15 protein-coding genes are annotated in these 20,062 nt (G+C 65.9%); 10 read left to right on the top strand and 5 right to left on the bottom strand.

Annotated elements, in window-relative coordinates:
- Positions 1–123: 123 nt before the first annotated feature.
- Positions 124–1,593 carry an IMP dehydrogenase gene (guaB, locus tag ACSQ89_RS13345; RefSeq protein WP_093107517.1) on the top strand — a complete coding sequence of 490 codons (1,470 nt, stop codon included), beginning with the start codon at positions 124–126 and terminating at the stop codon, positions 1,591–1,593.
- 10 nt (positions 1,594–1,603) lie between these two features.
- On the top strand, positions 1,604–3,217 hold the full coding sequence (gene guaA, locus ACSQ89_RS13350; protein WP_436290457.1) for a glutamine-hydrolyzing GMP synthase: 1,614 nt from the start codon (positions 1,604–1,606) through the stop codon (positions 3,215–3,217).
- Positions 3,218–3,717: 500 nt separating this feature from the next.
- Here the strand turns inward: guaA and ACSQ89_RS13355 are convergent, their stop codons facing one another.
- From ACSQ89_RS13355 to ACSQ89_RS13370, 4 genes are read right to left on the bottom strand one after another with little or no spacing between them, the layout of a single operon-like run.
- Positions 3,718–4,974, bottom strand: coding sequence for a TIGR02679 family protein (locus ACSQ89_RS13355; RefSeq protein ID WP_436290456.1), 1,257 nt, complete (start codon positions 4,972–4,974; stop codon positions 3,718–3,720).
- Between the two features lie 5 nt (positions 4,975–4,979).
- Entirely contained in the window at positions 4,980–5,372 is a 393-nt protein-coding gene (locus ACSQ89_RS13360) for an SbcC/MukB-like Walker B domain-containing protein (protein WP_436290455.1), read from the bottom strand.
- A complete protein-coding gene (locus tag ACSQ89_RS13365) occupies positions 5,306–7,108 on the bottom strand; it encodes a TIGR02680 family protein (protein WP_436290454.1) in 1,803 nt (600 codons plus the stop codon). Before ACSQ89_RS13365 ends, ACSQ89_RS13360 begins: the two co-directional genes overlap by 67 nt.
- Before the next feature lie 17 nt (positions 7,109–7,125).
- On the bottom strand, positions 7,126–8,082 hold the full coding sequence (locus ACSQ89_RS13370) for a TIGR02678 family protein (protein WP_436290453.1): 957 nt from the start codon (positions 8,080–8,082) through the stop codon (positions 7,126–7,128).
- Between ACSQ89_RS13370 and ACSQ89_RS13375 the strand changes: the two genes are divergently transcribed.
- The 6 genes from ACSQ89_RS13375 (at position 8,081) to ACSQ89_RS13400 (ending at position 14,464) form a co-directional block, all read left to right on the top strand.
- Positions 8,081–8,287 (top strand): helicase, encoded by a 207-nt coding sequence (locus ACSQ89_RS13375; RefSeq protein ID WP_436290452.1) that lies wholly within the window; start codon positions 8,081–8,083, stop codon positions 8,285–8,287. The two genes, ACSQ89_RS13370 and ACSQ89_RS13375, sit on opposite strands and share 2 nt — an antisense overlap.
- Positions 8,288–8,653: 366 nt before the next feature.
- On the top strand, positions 8,654–8,947 hold the full coding sequence (locus ACSQ89_RS13380) for an antitoxin of toxin-antitoxin stability system (protein ID WP_436290451.1): 294 nt from the start codon (positions 8,654–8,656) through the stop codon (positions 8,945–8,947).
- The gene (locus tag ACSQ89_RS13385; protein ID WP_319438081.1) at positions 8,944–9,228 is read left to right on the top strand and encodes a type II toxin-antitoxin system RelE/ParE family toxin; all 285 of its coding nucleotides are present in this window, start codon (positions 8,944–8,946) and stop codon (positions 9,226–9,228) included. The genes ACSQ89_RS13380 and ACSQ89_RS13385 overlap by 4 nt, the downstream gene beginning before the upstream one ends.
- 257 nt (positions 9,229–9,485) lie before the next feature.
- Positions 9,486–12,053 (top strand): DEAD/DEAH box helicase, encoded by a 2,568-nt coding sequence (locus ACSQ89_RS13390; protein WP_436290450.1) that lies wholly within the window; start codon positions 9,486–9,488, stop codon positions 12,051–12,053.
- Positions 12,054–12,361: 308 nt separating this feature from the next.
- Positions 12,362–13,639, top strand: a complete 1,278-nt coding sequence (locus tag ACSQ89_RS13395; protein WP_436290449.1) for a S8 family peptidase — start codon at positions 12,362–12,364, stop codon at positions 13,637–13,639.
- 21 nt (positions 13,640–13,660) lie between these two features.
- On the top strand, positions 13,661–14,464 hold the full coding sequence (locus ACSQ89_RS13400; protein WP_436290448.1) for a hypothetical protein: 804 nt from the start codon (positions 13,661–13,663) through the stop codon (positions 14,462–14,464).
- Between the two features lie 44 nt (positions 14,465–14,508).
- Here the strand turns inward: ACSQ89_RS13400 and ACSQ89_RS13405 are convergent, their stop codons facing one another.
- A complete protein-coding gene (locus ACSQ89_RS13405) occupies positions 14,509–14,787 on the bottom strand; it encodes a hypothetical protein (protein WP_093107480.1) in 279 nt (92 codons plus the stop codon).
- Positions 14,788–15,026: 239 nt separating this feature from the next.
- Between ACSQ89_RS13405 and ACSQ89_RS13410 the strand changes: the two genes are divergently transcribed.
- Positions 15,027–18,167: a PAS domain-containing protein gene (locus tag ACSQ89_RS13410; protein WP_436296199.1), complete on the top strand. Its 3,141-nt coding sequence runs from the start codon at positions 15,027–15,029 to the stop codon at positions 18,165–18,167.
- A 5-nt stretch (positions 18,168–18,172) separates the two neighbouring features.
- Positions 18,173–20,059, top strand: a complete 1,887-nt coding sequence (locus tag ACSQ89_RS13415; RefSeq protein ID WP_436290446.1) for a GspE/PulE family protein — start codon at positions 18,173–18,175, stop codon at positions 20,057–20,059.
- Positions 20,060–20,062: the final 3 nt, after the last annotated feature.

Below are 20,062 nucleotides of genomic sequence, written 5' to 3' on the forward strand. Positions count from 1 at the left end.
TTTTGCAACTTACTCGATGGCGTTTTTGCAACGTAACAACGGTATTCGTGCCGCAAGCCGATTCACCTTTGGCCCGGGTAAGTACCGAGCCATCGTTACAATCCGTCTTTTGGAGCTTCACCCATGCGCCTTCTCGGCAAAGCGCTCACCTTCGACGACGTGTTGTTGGTGCCAGCGTTCTCCCAGGTCCTGCCCAAGGACACCTCCCTCGCCACCCGATTCTCCCGCAATATCACACTGAACCTGCCGCTGGTCTCCGCGGCGATGGACACCGTGACCGAAGCGCGCCTCGCCATCGCGATGGCGCAAGAGGGCGGCATCGGGATCGTGCACAAGAACTTCACCGCCGCCGAGCAGGCTGCGCAGGTGGCCAAGGTGAAGCGCTACGAATCCGGCGTGCTGCGGGATCCGGTGGTGATCACGCCCACGCACACCGTGCTGCAGGTCATGCAGCTGTCCGACGAACTGGGTATCTCGGGCTTTCCGGTCCTCGACGGCGGCAAGGTAGTCGGCATCGTGACCGGGCGCGACCTGCGCTTCGAGAGCCGCTACGACGTGCCGGTGAGCGAGATCATGACGCCGCGCGAGAAGCTCATCACCGTGCCCGACGGCACCACGCTCGCCGAGGCCAAGGCGCTGCTCAACAAGCACAAGCTCGAACGCCTGCTGGTCATCAACAACGCCTGGGAGCTCAAGGGCCTGATCACCGTCAAGGACATCACCAAGCAGACCAGTTTCCCGAACGCCGCGCGCGACGCCAGCGGCAGGCTGCGCGTGGGCGCCGCGGTCGGCGTGGGCGAGGGCACCGAGGAGCGCGTCGAGGCGCTCGTGAAGGCCGGCGTCGACGCGATCGTGGTCGACACCGCCCACGGCCATAGCGCCGGCGTGATCGAGCGCGTGCGCTGGGTCAAGAAGAACTATCCGCAGGTCGACGTGATCGGAGGCAACATCGCCACCGGCGATGCCGCCCGCGCGCTGGCCGATGCGGGCGCCGACGCGGTCAAGGTCGGCATCGGCCCCGGTTCCATCTGCACCACGCGCATCGTGGCCGGTGTCGGCGTGCCGCAGATCATGGCGGTGGATAACGTCGCCACCGCGCTGCAGGGCAGCGGCATCCCGCTGATCGCCGACGGCGGCATCCGCTACTCGGGCGACATCGCCAAGGCCATCGCCGCCGGTGCCAGCACCGTGATGATGGGCGGCATGTTCGCCGGCACCGAAGAGGCGCCGGGCGAGATCGTGCTGTTCCAGGGCCGCAGCTACAAGAGCTATCGCGGCATGGGCTCGATCGGCGCCATGCAGCAGGGCAGCGCCGACCGCTACTTCCAGGAATCGACCACCGGCAACCCGAACGCGGACAAGCTGGTGCCCGAAGGAATCGAGGGCCGCGTGCCCTACAAGGGCTCGATGGTCTCGATCGTCTACCAGATGTCCGGCGGCTTGCGCGCCAGCATGGGCTACTGCGGCTGCGCCACTATCGAGGACATGAAGAACAAGGCCGAGTTCGTCGAGATCACTACCGCGGGCATTCGGGAAAGCCACGTGCACGACGTGCAGATCACCAAGGAAGCGCCCAACTACCGCGCGGAGTGATCGGCCTCTCATGCACCACCAAAAAATCCTGATTCTCGATTTCGGCTCCCAGGTCACCCAGCTGATCGCACGGCGCGTGCGCGAAGCGCATGTGCTCTCCGAAGTCCATCCCTGCGACGTCACCGACGAATGGGTGCGCGAGTACGCGAGGGACGGCAGCCTGAAGGGCGTCATCCTCTCCGGCAGTCACGCAAGCGTCTACGAAGAGACGACCGACAAGGCGCCGCAGGCGGTGTTCGAGCTCGGCGTGCCGGTGCTCGGCATCTGCTACGGCATGCAGACCATGGCGCACCAGCTGGGCGGCAAGGTCGAGGGCGGCCACAAGCGCGAGTTCGGCTTTGCCGCTGTGCGCGCGCGCGGCCACACCGAGCTCCTGCGCGACATCGCCGACTTCACGACCGACGAAGGCCACGGCATGCTCAACGTCTGGATGAGCCACGGCGACAAGGTCACCGAGCTGCCGCCGGGTTTCAAGCTGATGGCCTCGACAGAGAGCTGCCCGATCGCCGGCATGGCCGACGAAGACCGGCATTTCTACGCCCTGCAGTTCCACCCCGAAGTCACGCACACGCAGCAGGGCAAGGCGATCCTCGAACGTTTCGTGCTCGGCATCTGCGGCGCCAAGCCCGATTGGGTGATGCGCGACCACATCGCCGAGGCGGTAGAGGCGATCCGCAAGCAGGTGGGCGACGAGGAAGTCATCCTCGGCCTCTCGGGCGGCGTCGACTCCTCGGTGGCCGCCGCGCTGATCCATCGCGCCATCGGCGACCAGCTGACCTGCGTGTTCGTCGACCATGGCCTCTTGCGCCTCGACGAAGGCGACAAGGTGATGGACATGTTCGTCGGCCAGCTGCACGCCAAGGTGATCCGCGTCGATGCAAGCGAGCTCTTTCTCGGCAAGCTGGCCGGCGTGAGCGACCCGGAGGCCAAGCGCAAGATCATCGGCGGCGAATTCGTCACCGTTTTCAAGCAGGAAGCGGCCAAGCTCACCAACGCCGGGGCCAAGGGCGCCAAGTGGCTGGCCCAGGGCACGATCTATCCCGACGTCATCGAGTCCGGCGGAGCCAAGAGCAAGAAGGCCGTCACGATCAAGAGCCACCACAACGTGGGCGGCCTCCCCGAGCAGCTGGGCCTGAAGCTGCTGGAGCCGCTGCGCGACCTGTTCAAGGACGAGGTACGCGAGCTCGGCGTCGCGCTCGGCCTGCCGCCCGAGATGGTGTACCGCCATCCTTTCCCCGGGCCGGGCCTGGGCGTTCGCATCCTCGGCGAGGTCAAGAAGGAATACGCCGAGCTGCTGCGCCGCGCCGACGCGATCTTCATCGAGGAGCTGCGCAACTTCAAGGACCCGTCCAGCGGCAAGAGCTGGTACGACCTGACCAGCCAGGCCTTCACCGTGTTCCTGCCGGTCAAGAGCGTGGGCGTGATGGGCGACGGCCGCACCTACGACTACGTGGTGGCGCTGCGCGCCGTGCAGACCAGCGACTTCATGACCGCCGACTGGGCCGAGCTGCCCTATGCGCTGCTCAAGAAGGTCTCGGGTCGCATCATCAACGAGGTGCGCGGCATCAATCGCGTGACCTACGACGTGAGCAGCAAGCCGCCGGCGACGATCGAGTGGGAGTAGGGCTCGTGGCGTGGGCAGGCGTACATGCCTCTGCCTGTGGCGTAAATGGCTCCCATTGGAGTGGCAGTTCGTCGTCGAAATCGAACACCAGCTGCACGGGAGCTCTTCGCAGCTAAAACAAGCGCCATGGTCCGGGGATGAATCGCCTCTCCATGGCCGGCATGGGTACCAGGTTCTGGTAGGCCGCCCACAACCGCGCTTGCGCACAACGGTGATAGGCGTGCGACACGGAGACCAAAAGGTGATCGGCGACCGCGCGCATCCTGTTGTCGGTACAGGTGGCTCAGTAGCAGTTTCTGAAACGTGGGATTGAGGAACTCGATGGTGGCGCCCCTGCGCGCCGCCAGGTCGCAGGCGACCAGCCAGGCCTCGTCGATCACATCCGGGAGTTAATGTTCTCCGCGGGTATGGCGCGCGATGCGCTGCAAGTCCTTCTTCCGCTGAGTGACGAAGCGCTCGAATGCGGGGTCTTGCGAATGAGCCATGAGGTCCCCCGTGTTTCAGTCTTGCCGAAGGTCTCCCAACAGGGGTGCGGCCACGGCTTCTTCGGCGATGGCCAGGCCATGGCGCTGCATCGCCGGAGCCAACGCGGCATCCCACGACGCGATGATGCAGGCGTCGGCCAGATCGCGCCGCGTGTGCGACGCGCTCGCCGTCGCGGCTTCGTAGTCCAGGGCTCCGAAACGCCAGGGATGTGCTCCCCAGGTACACATGACGTGGTTGGCGATCTGCACGCCGGGCCAGTCGAAGTCGCCGTGATAGTGCAGACGGGCCCCGGCTTGCGCCAACTGGGTGAGCAATGTTCGCTGCGCCGCCGCCGGCATGCCGTCGGTGCAGACCAGCGAGGCGCAACGCACGCCCAGCCGGTCGGCGGCGATGGCGACCAGATTGGGGTTCTCGCACACGAAGACCGCCAGGCCCGCCACCGCCCACCGTGGCGGCGTGCGCAGCAGCCGGCGCAGCGACAGGTAGGCGGGTTCGCCAGGTGTGCACACGGGCGTCTCGTTGGTCTGAACGGGCAGATTCAGCAGCAGAGCCGGCCGAGCCAGTTCATTGACCAGCACGCCGGCCCGCGCCCAGACGTCGCGGATGCGATCGTCGGGCGCGCTGTTGGGTGTGTCTTCGGGTGGGTCATCGGGATCGCCCGCGCCCGACTGACCCTTTTCGATCTGGCGCCAGGCGGCCAGCACCAGCGTCGCGGTGGCTTGGCCGTTGTCCAGCGCATGCGCGTTGCCCAGCGTTTCGGCGGCCAGTTGAGCACGCGCCAAACCACCCGCCGGCAGGCGGCGCAGCACGGCATTCGCACATTCGAGCAGGTGCCCGGCGGCCAAGATGTCTTGCCGGGCCAGGCGCTTAAGCAAGCCGAGCGCGGCCGGCGCCTGCAAATAGCTGGCGAGCGCGGGGTGCGTGCAGGTCGCGACCACGGCGGACCAGCTCGCCTGTGCCGCGGCGCGCACCGACGCGAAATGAACGATGGGGCCGTCGATATGTTCCAGCGCCTCCCGCAGCGAGCCCGCTATGTCGGCATCGCGCAGCCTGGCATCGAGCAGGTTGACGTCGATCTGCATCGATTTCGCCTCTCGCGGCGGACGCCCCGTCAGGAGGGCCAACGCTTCACGTTCTGCGACGCTCAAGGAACCCAGGCGAAGCGTGCCCGGCGGCGCGCCCGGCGCAGCTCGTTCGAAATGTCTGCGTAGACGTTGGCGCAATGCTGCCAGCTCGTCGCCGCCGAGCAGCTTGTGCAGGCGTGGGTCCATGCGATTCATGCCGGTGCAAACCGCCGGTCCGGATCGTCCTCGCGCCGTTTGGCTCGGCCGTCCCAGGTCCAGCGTGAGACGAACACTGCGTCGATGCCTTCGCGCCGCTGCAACTGGCAGATCGAAACGCCGGGCAGTTCGGCGTAACACGCCCACTCGCGTTCGCTGGTGATCACGAAGTCGAGGTCGAACTCGCGGATCAGCCCCATGCAGTGCGCCCGCGCCGCATCGTCGATGCCGGCGAAGGCCTCGTCGAGCAGCATCAGGCGCGGCGCGTGCGGGTTGCTGCCCTGGCTGTAGAAACTGGCGATGGCGGCGAAGAGCGGTACCGTCAGGCCCAAGGCGCGCTCGCCGCTGGAGGCTGGCCCCGAGAGCTTGCGCCATTGGCCGTCCTGCAAACGTTCGACGCGGAAGCGGTGCCAGCGACGATAGTCGAGCGCCCGCGCAAGGTGATCGACCATGCTGCCGCCGGCATCGCCCATAGGCCTTCCCAGATCCGCATCGGCGCGCTCGCGCTCGGCGCTGATGCGCTGCTGAAGCATCGTGCCGACGACACGCCGGTCTTCCGCCGACCAGAGGTCCGCGCTGGTGTTGAGCAGGTGCCGCCGCGCGGCCTCGAGCCCGACCGGCGCGCCCTCGTTTTCACCGAGCGGCTGCCATAGCAGGCGGTAGCGCACGCCGGTGGAAGTCGGGCGCTTGTGCAGTTCGCGGTTGATGGCCTGCACCTGCGTCTCGGCGGCGCGCAGCAGGCGTTGCACTTCGGCAGCGATCTCTGCCTGCAGGTAGTTCTCGAGCACCTCGCTTTCTTTCGCGGTGAGCAGTTCGCTGCGCCGCCGAACGCTGACGCCACGCCGGAGCTGTCGGCGTGTTCAGCCCCTTCGTCGCGCACCGCCAGCAGCGTCTGCTCGGCTTGCGTTGCGCGCTGCGCGGCTTGCCGGCTGGCCTGCTGCTCACGCTCCCAACGGCTGCGGGCCTGGCTGCAGTCGGCCTGCTCCGTCTTCACGACCGACTGGCGCTTGAGGGCATCTTTCTCCGCGACTTCGAGCCGGTTCGCATCCTGGTTGATCGGGTCGGACTGCAGCGTCTCCAGGCGCGTGCGTTGCGCGGCCAGCGTGCGCTCGGCCTGCTCCTGGGTCTGCTGCGCCTGCGTCTCGTCGGCCGACGCGGTTTGCAGGTCGGCTTGCGCCTGGTTGCGTTCCTGGCTGGCGTTGTCGAAATCGGTCTGCGCCTGGCGCAGTTCGCGCGCCTGGCGGCGCGTCAGCATGCCGGCATAGACGCGGTAGCGCTGGTCGAAGCGCTCCACCGCCTTGGCCAAGCCCTTGAGTTCGTCGAGCTGGCGGCGGTCTTCCTCCAATTGGTTCAGCGCTTCCGCCACGTCGGTGAGCAGTTCCTGCGGCAGCGGCGGTAGCGCCTCGGTCAGCGCATGCGAGAGGCCGGCCTCGTCGGGCTTTTTCGACAGCTGCGGCTGGCGCAGCTGGATCAAGGTGTCCATCAGCGCGTCATAGCGCCGGGTGCCGAGGTGGAACAGGCGTTCGTCCACCGCGCGGCGGTAGCTGGTGGCCGACTCGAACACCTGGCCCCGGCCGTCGAGCGCGTCGCGCAGGCGCTCGCGTGTCAGCACCACCCGCTGATCGTTAGTGAGCCAGAGGTCGCGGCCGATGCGTGGGCCGCCGCCATCAGCCTGCTCCAGCATGAAGAACCAGCTCTCCACCTGGGCGCGCGCGGCCACCGCGGACAAGCCCGCGCCCAGCGTGAGGTAGCGCGGCGCGCCGTCTTCCGCCACGCGGCCGAACTCGATCCAGGCATAGCCGATGCGCCGCGGGTAACTGTTCATCAACAGGTTCCACGCCATCTTCTTGCCGCTGTCGCCGTCGGGTTCGATGCGCGACGAGCGCAGTTGCGCGTCGAACAGGAAGGGCAGCGTCAGCGACAGCACCTTCGACTTGCCGGTGCCGTTGTTGCCGCGCAGCAGCAGGTGGCCGTCGCGGAACCAGAACTCCTCGCTGTCATAGTGGAACAGTTCGACCAGGCCGAGCCGCAGCGGCTGCCAGCGTTGGCGCTCGGGTTCGGGCAGCGCGGGGCGGTCGTGGGCCTGCTGGGTTTCGGGTGCGGTGTCGAAGATGTCGTTGTGCATGAGTGCGAACAGCGGGGTCAGAACAGCGAACCGCTGGCTTGACGGCTGCGGGCCGGCGCCGGCTGCACGTCGGCGTCGCCGAGTGCAAAACGCGCGATCGCATGAAGCGGGTGGATGCGATCCGCGGCGCGTTGGATGAGGTCGAGTTTCTGTAGCCGTTCGAGCGCGGTCTGTGCCAGTTCCCGTTCCGCCCCGGGCTCGCGCGCCGACTTGCGCCAGAAGCGGCCGTAGCGTTCGGTGGCGCCGCGCACGAAGGCGGCGATCGCATCGTCGGTGCTGGCGGCGCTGGCGCCCTCCTGGCGAGCGCGCTCGGCCAGGTGCTCGGCGACCAGCAGCGTGACGTGCGCTTCGGTGCCTTCGGCCGGCATCGCGACGTCGGTCAGCGTGCCGGCTTCGTCGGTCAGCGCCAGGCCTTCGGCGCGCTGTTCGGTGACCAGGCCGGTGGCCTCGCACAGGCGGGCAGCCATCACGCCGCGCTGGTTGGCGAAATAGGCCCTCGTCTCGGCGTCGAGCGCGTCGGCGTAGACCACGGGGTCGTCGAGCAGGCGGCGGGCCAATGTGTGGCGCAGCGCCGTGCGGCGGCCTTCGTCGCTGTCGGCCATGTGTTCGGTGACGAGCGCGTGTTGCCGCTCGTCGAGAGTCACTGGGGCATCGTCGTCGGCCCAGGTGGAAGGCCCGCGCACCGCGGCGAGCATGCCGGCTAGCATCCGGCGCTGGATGTCGTAGAGCGCGTCGGACTGGGTGCCGCCGGTGGTGTCGTGCACGAAGCCGTCCTCGTCGCCGGCCACGCGTTGCAGCACGCCGAATTCCAGCAAGCTGCGGCAGACGGCGACCAGGTCGCGCCGCTCGGCCGCGCTACGCAAGTTGAAGCTGAACTGGCGCGCCTCTAGCGTCCGATCGGTCGCCAGCTCCATCACGCGCTCGCTTGGCGAGGGCTTCGACCACCCGCCGCTCGACACGCTGGTTCTCGCCATGCCGGTGTCCTGGAAAGGCACGCTGCAGCAGTACGCCGGTCGCCTGCACCGGGAGCACGCCAGCAAGACCGACGTGAAGATCATCGACTTCGTGGACACCGGCCACCCGGCGTTGCTGCGTATGTGGGACACGCGTCAGCGCGGCTACCGAGCGATGGGATATCGGATTGAGGCCGGCACCGTGCCGAACGAAAGCCTGCTTTGATGCGCTGATGCAGATTCAGGTGCGCTTGAACCTAGATCCGGCAGTTGACCGCTCGTTTCCACCTGAGAGTCTGCATGAGCATTGAGATCAGTCCCCTCCAACAGGCTCACCATTTGGGTGAGAACGCTGCGCATCCGAGAGCGCCGCGCTGGCCGCGCCATGCGGCGTTGCTCCTCCTTGGCGGGCAGGAGCCCGCTGCGTCGTCGCGCCTTGCCTGGCACGCCCATCGCAGCACCCTCGGGCGCGTTCAACTGCCGGATCTAGGTTGAATTGGAGCGAGCGGGCAGACCACTATTGGCGACGCAGCGTGGCAGGAAGTATGACGTTGTATATACTTCGTTGATATCAACGTCTCTGGAGCCGGTCATGTCCAAAGAAGCCATGTTCACCATGAAGCTGGAGCCGGAGCTGCGCGACGCCTTCATGGCCGAGGCCGAAGCTAGCCACCGCCCGGCGTCGCAGGTGGTGCGCGAACTGATGCGCGAGTTCGTCGAGCGTCAACGGCAGGCCCGTGAGTACGACGCGTTCCTACGCGCCAAGGTCGACACGGCGCGCGCGCAGATCGCGTCCGGTCAATACGCCAGTGACGCCGACGTCGAGGCACGCTTTGCTGCCCGTCGCACTGCACTGCGGGCCAAAGTCGGCGGCGCTGACGCATGAGGGTCCTGTGGACCTTGTCCGCCGAGCAAGACCGCGCCGACATCGTCGACTTCATCGCTCAGGACAACCCGCTCGCCGCTATCCGCATGGATGAGATTTTCTCGGCAGCTGTCGGCCGGCTGGCCGAGCACCCCCTGCTGGGACGGGCCGGACAGATCCCGGGCACCCGCGAGTTGATCCCACACGAGAGCTATCGGCTGGTCTATGAGGTGCGGGCCGATACCGTCTGGATCTTGACCTTGGTGCATACCGCTCGCCTGTGGCCGCCGACCCGGTCGTGATCGGAGGCCAGCAAAAGCGCTCGGTTTTCGACGGTAGAAGTGACGGTAAATACTATGCCCCGACCCATCAAATCAAGTATCCATGCGGGTTTCCGGCCCTCGGAAGCCATTGAATGGGAGTGAGGGGTCGTCTTGCGAGTTTTGGGAAATATCCTTGATAAATCATGGTCTGACACCTCGCCAACGCCCAGGTCCGAACGGTCGCAATTGCCGTTGAGATCGAACATGCCTTCAGACAGGGCCGCAAGGTACCAGTGTTGACCGAGCGTACCGAGCATCTCGATGTCAACCTGACGGTTACCCCTCACCGGCTTGGCAAAATGCAGCCTGCCCAACCTGAATCAGTCGATGCCATGAAGCGCCAGCAGAAGCCCACCAAGCCGCCACCGGAACCCAAGCTGTCCCGAACCCATGCACCGCCAGGGCTTGCGCCGATCGAGTGGCAGCGTGCTCTGCGCCGCCAATTCGGGCGCGAGCAGGTGTTCGAGCTGGAGAACATCGGCTCGGAGCCGTTTTTCTCCGAGTTCCGCGTCAGCAATCCGGAGTCGAAATCCACCTATTACCTGGCCATCCGCGGGTCGCAGCCAGGCGACAATTTCTGCGCCTGCCCCGACTTTGCGACCAACGAACTGGGCACCTGCAAACACGTTGAATTCGCGCTCGCGCGGCTGGCAAGAAAACGCGGCGCCAAGTCGGCATTCGCGCGTGGTTACCAGCCCACTTTTTCCGAGCTGTATTTGCGCAACGACGGTACCCGCACAATTCATTTCCGTGCCGGTACGGATTGCCCCACCGCGCTGGCGCGCTCGGCGGCCGATTTGTTCGACGCAGCGCAGGGCTGGCGCCTGCCAGAGGACCGCTTCGACAAAATCGGGCGGTTTGTCGCACTTGCGGCGCGCACGGGCCACGAACTGCGCGCCTACGACGACGCGCTCGACTTCGTCGCCGGCAGGAGTGATGCGGCGCGCCGCGCCGCGGCGTTGGTCGATCTATTCCCGGATGGCGCTGCAGGCACTCGCTGGAAGAAACTGCTCAAGGTGCCGCTGTATCCGTACCAGGCCGAAGGCGCGCTGTTTGCCGTACGCGCTGGCCGCGCGCTGATCGGTGACGAGATGGGTCTGGGCAAGACCATCCAGGCGATCGCCGCGGCGGAGGTTCTGGCGCGGCATTTCGATGCTGCCAAGGTACTCGTGGTCTGCCCGACGTCGCTGAAGTATCAGTGGCAAAGCGAAATACTGCGCTTTTCCGGTCGCACGTCCAGGGTAATCGGTGGCGGGCGGGCCCAGCGGCAAAAGGAATATGCCGGGGAAGACTTTTGCAAGATCACCAATTTCGAGAAGCTCAAATCCGACCTCGATCTGATCTCCGCCTGGGCGCCGGACCTCGTCATCGTCGATGAGGCGCAGCGGGTCAAGAACTGGAACACCATCGCGGCAAAGGCGCTCAAGCGCATCGACAGCACGTATGCGATCGTGCTGACAGGAACCCCGCTGGAAAACAAGCTGGAGGAACTCATCTCGATCGTCCAGTTTGTCGATCAGCACCGCCTCGGTCCGACCTGGAAGCTGCTGCATGAGCATCAGGTCCAGGACGAGGGCGGCCGCGTGACGGGTTACACCGGCCTCGACAGGATCGGCCACACCCTGGCGCCGGTCATGATCCGGCGGCGCAAGTCCGATGTGCTGCTGCAGTTGCCGAGCCGCACCGACCAGAATCAGCTGGTGCCGATGACCGAGAAGCAGATGCTGTACCACGCAGAGAACGCGGACATCGTGGCGAAGATCGTCCAGCGCTGGCGGAAGATGAAATTTCTCTCCGACCAGGACCAGCGCCGCCTCACCTGCGCCCTGCAGAACATGCGCATGTCGTGCAACAGCACCTACCTGCTCGACCAGGCGACCGACCACGGTGTCAAGGCGGACGAACTGGCGGAGTTGTTCGAGGGGCTGTTCGTCCAGCCGGGCGCAAAAGCGGTGGTGTTCAGCCAGTGGACGCGCACACACGCCATCGTGATCCGCCGGCTCGAGGCGCGCGGCATTGGCTATGTCAGCTTTCATGGCGGTGTGCCGTCGGAGCAGCGCCCGGCACTGATCGAGCGCTTTCGCGATGATCCGGATTGCCGCGTGTTCCTGTCGACCGACGCCGGCAGCACCGGCCTCAACCTGCAGCACGCCTCGACGCTGGTCAACATGGATTTGCCATGGAATCCGGCGGTGTTGGAACAGCGTATTGCGCGTGTGCACCGCATGGGGCAGAAGCATCCGGTACAGATCGTCAACTATGTGGCCAAGGGAACCATCGAGGAGGGCATGTTGTCAGTGCATGCGTTCAAGCGTTCCCTGTCCGCGGGGATTCTGGACGGCAGCAGCGCCGAAGTGTCGCTTGGCGGATCCCGGCTGAGCAGCTTCATGAAAGACGTGGAAAACGTCACCGGCCGCATGGGTGACGGCGAGGCCATGGCTCCGGCTGAAGAAGCCGCCCAGGTCGCTGCCCTGGAACTGGCGGCACCGGTCGGTGCGACGACCGCAGATGCGGACGCCGTGACCGCAACGGCTGCACCAGGGGCCGCCGGAACCGATCAGGAATCGGCGGCGGCGAACACCGACCCATGGTCCGGCTTGTTGCGCTTCGGTGCGGAACTGGCGGCGGCGATGACCTCACCGGACAATGGCTCTGGCACCACCCACCCTTGGGTCGAACGTGACCCCGCCACTGGGGTGCGCAGCCTCAAGGTGCCGCTGCCTCCGCCGGACACTGGCAAGCGGATCGCCGATGCCCTGGCGCTGCTCGCCGACGCATTGCTGGGTGCGGACAATAAGCGTTGATATGGCTTTCTCTGTCAAGTGGGCAGCGCGAATTCTTCCGCAAAGCGGATGTTGATCGGAACCGATTGCCGGACGGGGAACGCGACGGAGCCCGAGGTGCCACCCGATGGTGATGCGCGACGGTTGTTCATGCTGATATGCGAGGGTTGGATACCTCAAGACAGGGGTGCGTCGCAGGGCTGCCTTCAGCCCATGGATGGGGGTCTCCATCGTCTTGTGGACGCGCACACCCGAACGGCCGACTAACCTGACTTGAGGCGTCTTACCCCGAGCGCCACCGTGAAGAACCACCCGAGGAGTACCTGACCATGGCAAAGACCAAGAGGAGTACAGCGTCGTCCTCTGACGGCGACGCGCGCAAGTCGGTCATCGTGACCTTCAAGCCGAAGGAGACGCGGCGCAACAAGTCGGCCGACAAGATGGAGATCCTTGCCTCGAGCTGTCCACGCGCCGGCAACCTTTTCATCTACGACGTCGCCGGCGCCGACGCGTTCACCGTCGGCGCCCCGGGCCTGCCGACATCGATCGAGAGCGACAGCATCGGCTTCGACATCAACCTCTACGAGGCACCGATCGTCACGTTGAAGCTGTCGGATAGCGAGATCAAGGCGCTGAAGAGCAACCCCGACGTCTCCGCGGTCGAAGACGACGGCTGGGCCCATGCGCTCCCGCTGCAGAACTTGGTGTTCGAGGGGCAGCCGTCGGTGCAGGCCGAGACGGTGCCGATCGGCGTCTCGCAGATCCAGGCGGTGCCGGCCTGGGGTTGCTCGCGCGGTCGCGGCATCAAGGTCGCGGTGCTCGACACCGGCATCGATTGGAACCATCCGGATCTGCGGCCGAACGTGCGCAGCGCGATCAGCTTCGTGCCGGGCGAAACGGCGATGGACGGCAACAGCCACGGCACGCACTGCTCAGGCACCATCGCTGCGGTGATCAACGGCGCCGGCGTCGTCGGTGTGGCACCTGAGGCCTGGCTCTATGGGATCAAGGTACTGGCCAACAGCGGCAGCGGCCAGTTCAGCTGGATCATCGCCGGCATCAACTGGGCGATCCAGAACAAGATGCAGATCGTCAGCATGAGTCTGGGCGCGAGCAGCGCGCCAGCGGCGCTTGAAGCGATCTGCAACGCCGCGTTCAACGCCGGTGTGCTGCTGGTCGCGGCAGCCGGCAACGCCGGACCGCCGCCGGCCGGCCAGCCGACTTCGGTGGGCTTTCCGGGGCGCTACAGGAATGTGGTCGCGGTCTCGGCGATCGACAGCAACAACGTCATCGCGCCGTTCAGCAGCCGCGGGCCGGAGGTCGAGATCTGCGCGCCGGGCGTGCAGGTGCTGTCCACCGTGCCCGGTGGCGGCTACGGGCAGAAGAGCGGCACCAGCATGGCCTGCCCGCATGTCGCCGGCGCTGCGGCAGTGATCTGGGGCGCGCACCGATTCGCCACCAACGTGCAGATATGGAACCTGCTCGGGGCGAGCGCCGACAACCTCGGCAACCCGGGCTGGGACCCGCAGTACGGCTACGGCCGCGTCGACGTGGACCAGGCCGCACTGGCGGTGGTGCCGGCGCCAGCGATTCAGTTGCGGCCCTGAGGCGCGGCGACGCAGCAGCCGATGCAGGTGCTGATCCTTCCGCTGGTGCCCGACGCGCCGCTGCCGCGGCGCGCGCAGGCGGCCTCCCGGTCACCTGGACGCCCAGGCTACGGCGCGCAGGAGCAGTGCCTGCCGTTTACCGCGGCCGCCGGGCTCGGCCTGCTGGTGCCTGCGCCGTTCGACTTCGGCCTGTGCCTGCCGGCTGAGGTGCCGCCGCTCGCGCGCGCCTTCAGGCCGCCACCCGCGGCCGATGTCGCCGGCGACCGACGGACGTTCTACGTGTGCGACCGGCCGTCAAGCCGCTTCACAGGCAATGCGTTCACCTTCGACGCCTTGCCTTTCGACGACGAGCAAGGGCAGCGCTGCGAGATACGCCCGGTGCATCCCGGATTGAGTTTCTTCGATCGTGAAGACCAGGCGCACCTGTTCAAGTTGCACCTGCCCTGGTTGCTGCGCACGCCGCCGCAGGTGGACAGCTTCTTCGGCCAGCCGATCAACCGTCCGGTGCCGGTGGCAATGCACGTCGGCCTGGTCGAGACCGACTGGTACGCGCATCCAGTGAACCTGGTGTTGCTGCGGCCTGCCGAAGGATCGCTGCATGTGCGCGCCGGCGACACCGTCGCTCAGGTGAATTTTGTCGCCCGCGCCGCCCGTCGCGTCGATCCCGAGATACTTCCGCGCGACGGCAGCACGGCCCACGTGCTGCACAACGAGTTGCTGCAATGGCACATCGCGCATGGCCGCGATCGCAGCGCCTATCGGAGGCTTGCGCGCAGCGAGCAGGGCCGACTCGTCGAGGCTCAGAGCAACGGCGCCGGACCTTGAGCCCATGCAGGCACTGTAACGACGCGATGGGAAGAGCGACGGGCTCAGCCGCCGTCAGCGAACGCTTCGAGCGCCTCGGCCAGTCCGTCGTACTCGATGCACTCCACCATCGGATGCGCCGCCAGGTCCAGTACCTGGCGTGCCGTCATCTCGCCGGCGACCATGCGGATCACTTCGATCTCTTGCGTCGCTACAAACGGCACGACATCGGCCGCTTTCGCGCCGGGCGCGAGCGTGACGATGAACTGGAGCTTCAGCTTTGGATGCCTGACAGCCAAACGGGTGAGCACTGAGGCCGTGCGCGGTTCGAGAGGGTGTTTCATCGCGGCGATCTGATTGGCGGGGCTGGCGGATCCATGCTATCCCCGCCAAGAATAGTCGGGTTGCTCGAGCTGGCTTTGACCTGGACCTGCAGCGCGCAACCATGCCGCGAGTCGCGTGTCTTCGAAGGGTGGTGTAGATCATTGGTATTCAGGAATGCTCCCTGCTTGCTTGCTTGCTTGCTTGCGCAGCGCAGATCAGGGAAGCTCCTGCCACGTCGGTGCGCCGGCTCGCCTATCGAATGAATCCATCCGTTCTAAAAAGCCGCCGCATCAGCCTGAATACGCGCCTGAGTCTGGGCGTCGCTGCGGTGGTGCTGGCAGCCACGTTCACGATTGCGACGATCGCGTTGCACCTGGTCAAGGCCAGCATGCAGGCGTCGATTGCGAACGAGCAGTTCGCGCGCGTATCGACCATTGCGGAGGCGGTAGACCAGAAGTTCGCGAGCCGGCGAACCCTGCTGAAGACCTTCGCCGAAAGCGTGGAGACGCAGGGATTCACGAACGCTGCGCCGCTGCAGGCCTTCCTGAAACAACACGAGTCCCTTCGAGCAGCCTTCGACAACGTCGCCCTCCTGGACCTCGATGGCAATCTGGTGGCCAACTTCAACGGCGCGCAACAGATCGGCCGGTTGAACATCAAGGACCGTGCGTATTTTTCGGACACGGTCAGATCCATGGCCGGCGTGATCTCGCAACCGTACCGCAACCGGATCAACGGCCTGGCGCAGGTGGCGATCACGGAACCCGTGATGGACGGTACCGGAGGCGTGCAGTTCGTGATCTCGGGCTCCATCAACCTGAAGGAACGGAATATTCTGGGCTCGCTCGCCGACATCAAGTTCGGCGAGACCGGCTACCTGTTCATCACGACCACGGACGGCGTCGTGGTCGACCATCCCCGCGAGGCGCGCGTCCTGAACCGCTCCAGCGCAGAGAACGCTGGCAACCCTGAAATCGATCGCGCGATCGCCGGCTTCGAGGGCAAGACCGAGGGGCTCAACGATGCCGGCGTGCATGGCCTGTACGCCTTCAAGCGCATCCGCCACGCCAACTGGGTTCTGGGCTCGATGTATCCGCGCCAGGAGGCCTTCGCCCGGATCGATGCCATCGAGCGCGCGGCCTGGGGCGGGGCGCTCGTGCTTGCCCTGCTGGCGGGCACGCTGGCGCTGGTCGTCGTGCGACGCCAGCTGAAGCCGCTGACGGAACTGCACCGGCACATGCGGGATGCGCAAGCCGCACCCGCCGAAGTTGCAACGCCACGCAGTTACCCGCGCGATGAGATCGGCGATCTTTCGCGAACCTTCGACGAGCTGATGCGAGAGCGGCAATCCAGCGAAAAATTCCTGCGCGACATCACCGACCACCTCCCCGCCATGGTGTCGCATGTGGATGCCCATGGACGCTTCGGCTTCGTGAATGCCCGCCTGTGCGACAAGCTGGGCCGCAGCGCATCCGAGCTCGTCGGCCAACCCGCGCAAGGCATGCACGGCGCGGACGACAGCGTCATTCCGGACCGCTACCTCCAGCGGGTGTTGGCCGGCGAGCCCGTGACTTTCGAGCGAAGAGGCTCGGTGAGGGGCGGCGAGCAGGCGCGTTTTTTCCAGACCGATCTCATCCCGGATCGCGATCGATCGGGATCGATCCGCGGCTACTACGCGATGACCTCCGACGTGACGGAGCGCAAGCGCATCGAGCTCAGTCTCGCGCACAGCGAGGCGCAGATCCGCACCATTGCGGACAGCATTCCGGCACTGGTTTCGCACGTCGACGCTTCGTTGCGGTACACCTTTGTCAACGCCCACATCAAGGCGCTGCACAAGAACGATGCGATGGTCGGCAGGTTGATGCCCGAGGTTCGCGGGAAGGCGGACTTCGCCGTGGTCGAGCCTTACTACCGCCGTGCGCTCGCGGGCGAAACCGTGATCGTCGAAAAAAGCGGCGCTTCGGAGCTGGGCATCGGCGACCGGACCTACAAGGCCCACTACATCCCCGACCAGGACGATGTCGGCATGGTGCAGGGCGTGTTCGCAATGACCTTCGATATCACCGACGAGGTCAGGGTACGCAAGGCGCTCAGCGAGCAGGAGAAGCGGCTGCGCGACGTCACCGACAGCATTCCGGCGCTGGTGGGATATTTCGATCGCGAGGAGAACTGCCACTTCGGCAACAGTCGGGCGCGGCAGATGGCCGGCTTGGGCGATGGTCCGCTCGACGGCGTGACCTTGCGGTCCGCGGTGGGCGAGGAGGTGTACGCGCAGCACGTGCCGCACATTCCCATGGTGCTGGCAGGAAAGGCGGTGCGCTTTCCAGTCCAGGCGCCGCTTCGCGGCAAGGACGGCTACTTCCAGGTGAATCTGATCCCGGACAAGGATCTGCAGGGGCAGGTGCTGGGCTTCTACCTGATGACCTTCGACATCACCGCGCTGAAGGAAGCGGAGCTGCGCCAGGCTGAAAGCGAAATGCGCTTGCGTACCATCACGGACAACCTGCCGGCGCTGATCACGTACATCGACCGCGAGCAGAAGATCACTTTCGCGAACGCGACCTACCGCGAATGGCTGGGACTCGATCCGTCCGCGCTCGTGGGCCGCCATATCCGCGACGTGGCAGGCCCCGAGCTGTACCTGGCCCGCAAGGCCATGCTCGAGCGTGCGCTGGCGGGCGAGCGTGTCGAATTCGAAGCCAAGACCAAGAGAGAGGATTTCGATCGCATCACCCACGTCATCTACGTGCCCCACATCGGCGTCGGCGGCTCGACGCATGGCATTTTCTCGCTCAGCCTGGACATCACTGCGCTCAAGCAGGTGGAGCGCCAGCTGATCGAGCTGGCGCGGGTCGATACGCTGACCGGCTTGCCGAACCGGCTCGCCTTCAACGAGTATCTGCCGAACGCCATTGCGCGTGCCAGGCGCACGGACAGCACCATCGCGCTGATGTTTCTGGACATCGACCATTTCAAATCGATCAACGACACGCTCGGCCACGCGGCTGGCGACGAGGTACTGAGCGAATACGCAGGACGCCTGCTGGCCAGCGTGCGCAGCACCGACACCGTGGCGCGGCTCGCCGGCGACGAATTCGTCATCGTGCTCGAGAACCCGAGCACGCAGGAGGCGGCCGCGGCGGTGGCGCGGAAGATCGTCGGACGGGTCAACGCTCCGGCGTTCCAGGTCGATGGCCGGCTGCTGGATGTCACGACGAGCATCGGCATCGCATTTCATGAAGCGACCGATTCTTCCGTCACGGCCGAAGAACTGCTGGCGCTTGCGGACGCCGCGCTCTATGGCGCAAAGGCGGCCGGGCGCAACAGGTTCGAGTTCTCCGCTGACAATTTCGCCGGGGTGGCCCAGAATCCCCAGCGCCAAGCGAACAGGAGCTAGATGCCATGCCGTCTGTCGAAGTCGTTACGCCAGAGCAGTTGTTGAAAGAGATCGCAGCGCAAGGCCGCATGCCGATCGTGCGGATAGGTCAGGCGCTGGTGTCCCTGGGCATGGTCACGGACGAACAGTTGAGCGTCGCATTGGCGCAGCAGCAGCTCGATCGCAGCGTGCCGCTGGGCGAGACCCTGTTGCGCATGGGTGTGGTCAGCCGTGCCCAGCTGCAGACTGCGCTGGTGCGAAAGATGGGCTACCCCCTCGTCAATCTGCATCTGTTCCCGGTCGCTGCCGAAGCCCTGCGCAAGATCAGCCATGGCGTCGCGCGGCGCTTGCAGGTGATGCCGCTGATGATTCACGAGGGGCGTCTCATCCTCGCGCTCGACGATCCGGCTGGCCGGCATGCCGCCATCGACGAAGTGGAGTTCATCGCCGAGATGAAGGTGGTCCCGGTGCTCGGACAGTGCCGCGACCTGGACGGCGTGCTGCACAAGGCGTACGAGAAGATCGGCGCGCCGGCGGACGGACGCTCGGCAGCTGCCGACCCGATGGCCATCGACTTCGACCTGGCCGGCACCAGCGAGCTGCTGGAGACCCTCGAGAAGGAAGGCCGCGCGCCTCCGGTCGACGAAGAGGCGCCGATCGAGCAATCGGACAACTCGCTGGTGCGGATGATCAACAGCATGATTCTCGAAGCGCACCGCGAGGGCGTGTCGGACATCCATATCGAGAGCTATCCGGGGCAGGAGAAAACCCGCATCCGTTTTCGCCGCGACGGAAGGCTCTACACCTATCTGGAACTCCCGCCCAGCTACCGCAACGCGATCGTCGGACGCGTGAAGATCATGTGCGACCTCGACATCAGCGAGAAGCGCAAGCCGCAGGACGGCAAGATCAATTTCGCCAAGTTCTCGCCGCAGCATCGCATCGAACTGCGCGTGGCGACCGTCCCGACCAGCAACGGGCTGGAAGACGTGGTGATGCGCATTCTTGCTTCGGCCAAGCCCGTCGCGCTGGACCAGCTCGGGCTTTCGGAGCGCAATCTTGCGCGCTTCACCGCGGCGGTCGAGCGCCCCTACGGCATGGTGCTCTGCGTCGGCCCCACCGGTTCGGGCAAGACCACGACCCTGCACTCGGCGCTCATGCACATCAACACGCCGGAACGAAAGATCTGGACCGCCGAAGACCCGATAGAGATCACGCAGGCGGGCTTGCGGCAGGTGCAGGTCAACCCCCGCATCGACTGGACCTTCGCCAAGGCCTTGCGGGCCTTCGTGCGCGCAGATCCGGACGTGATCATGGTCGGTGAGATCCGGGACGAGGAAACCGCCAAGACCGCGATCGAGGCATCGCTGACCGGCCACCTCGTGCTCTCGACCCTGCACACCAACAGCGCGCCCGAAACCGTGACGCGGCTCCTGGACATGGGGATGGACCCCTTCAACTTTGCCGACTCGCTGCTGGCGGTGCTGGCGCAGCGGCTGGTGCGCCGCCTCTGCACCCACTGCATCAGCAGCCGCCCCGCGAGCCCGGAAGAGACCGAGGAACTGCTGGCCGACTACCTGCACGCGTTCGCGAAGAAGGATTCGCCGGCCGAACGGGAGGCCGTGCTCGATTCCTGGCAGCGCCGCCATGCCCGCGATGGGCGGCTCATGCGCTTCGAGAGCGCCGGATGCAAGCACTGCGACGACACCGGGTTCAAGGGACGCGTCGGCATCCATGAGCTGATGGTGATGTCGAAAACGCTGCGCCGCCTGGTGCAAAACGGCGCTCGCGCGGAAGAACTGCAGGAAGCGGCGCTGCGCGAAGGCATGCGCACCCTGCGTCAGGACGGCATCGCCAAGGTTCTTTCAGGGCAAACGACGATCGAGGAAGTGCGCGCGACCAGCAACGTGTGAAGG

This window comes from Variovorax sp. LjRoot175 (genome assembly GCF_964253805.1).
Lineage (GTDB): Bacteria > Pseudomonadota > Gammaproteobacteria > Burkholderiales > Burkholderiaceae_C > Variovorax.

Excerpts from the sequence above, each read along its gene's own strand:
- guaB (WP_093107517.1), top strand. The coding sequence starts at position 124 with ATGCGCCTTCTCGGCAAAGCGCTCACCTTCGACGACGTGTTGTTGGTG.
- guaA (WP_436290457.1), top strand. The coding sequence starts at position 1,604 with ATGCACCACCAAAAAATCCTGATTCTCGATTTCGGCTCCCAGGTCACC.
- ACSQ89_RS13355 (WP_436290456.1), bottom strand. The coding sequence starts at position 4,974 with ATGGACCCACGCCTGCACAAGCTGCTCGGCGGCGACGAGCTGGCAGCA.
- ACSQ89_RS13365 (WP_436290454.1), bottom strand. The coding sequence starts at position 7,108 with ATGCACAACGACATCTTCGACACCGCACCCGAAACCCAGCAGGCCCAC.
- ACSQ89_RS13375 (WP_436290452.1), top strand. The coding sequence starts at position 8,081 with ATGCCGGTGTCCTGGAAAGGCACGCTGCAGCAGTACGCCGGTCGCCTG.
- ACSQ89_RS13370 (WP_436290453.1), bottom strand. The coding sequence starts at position 8,082 with ATGGCGAGAACCAGCGTGTCGAGCGGCGGGTGGTCGAAGCCCTCGCCA.
- ACSQ89_RS13380 (WP_436290451.1), top strand. The coding sequence starts at position 8,654 with ATGTCCAAAGAAGCCATGTTCACCATGAAGCTGGAGCCGGAGCTGCGC.
- ACSQ89_RS13385 (WP_319438081.1), top strand. The coding sequence starts at position 8,944 with ATGAGGGTCCTGTGGACCTTGTCCGCCGAGCAAGACCGCGCCGACATC.
- ACSQ89_RS13395 (WP_436290449.1), top strand. The coding sequence starts at position 12,362 with ATGGCAAAGACCAAGAGGAGTACAGCGTCGTCCTCTGACGGCGACGCG.
- ACSQ89_RS13400 (WP_436290448.1), top strand. The coding sequence starts at position 13,661 with ATGCAGGTGCTGATCCTTCCGCTGGTGCCCGACGCGCCGCTGCCGCGG.
- ACSQ89_RS13405 (WP_093107480.1), bottom strand. The coding sequence starts at position 14,787 with ATGAAACACCCTCTCGAACCGCGCACGGCCTCAGTGCTCACCCGTTTG.
- ACSQ89_RS13410 (WP_436296199.1), top strand. The coding sequence starts at position 15,027 with ATGAATCCATCCGTTCTAAAAAGCCGCCGCATCAGCCTGAATACGCGC.
- ACSQ89_RS13415 (WP_436290446.1), top strand. The coding sequence starts at position 18,173 with ATGCCGTCTGTCGAAGTCGTTACGCCAGAGCAGTTGTTGAAAGAGATC.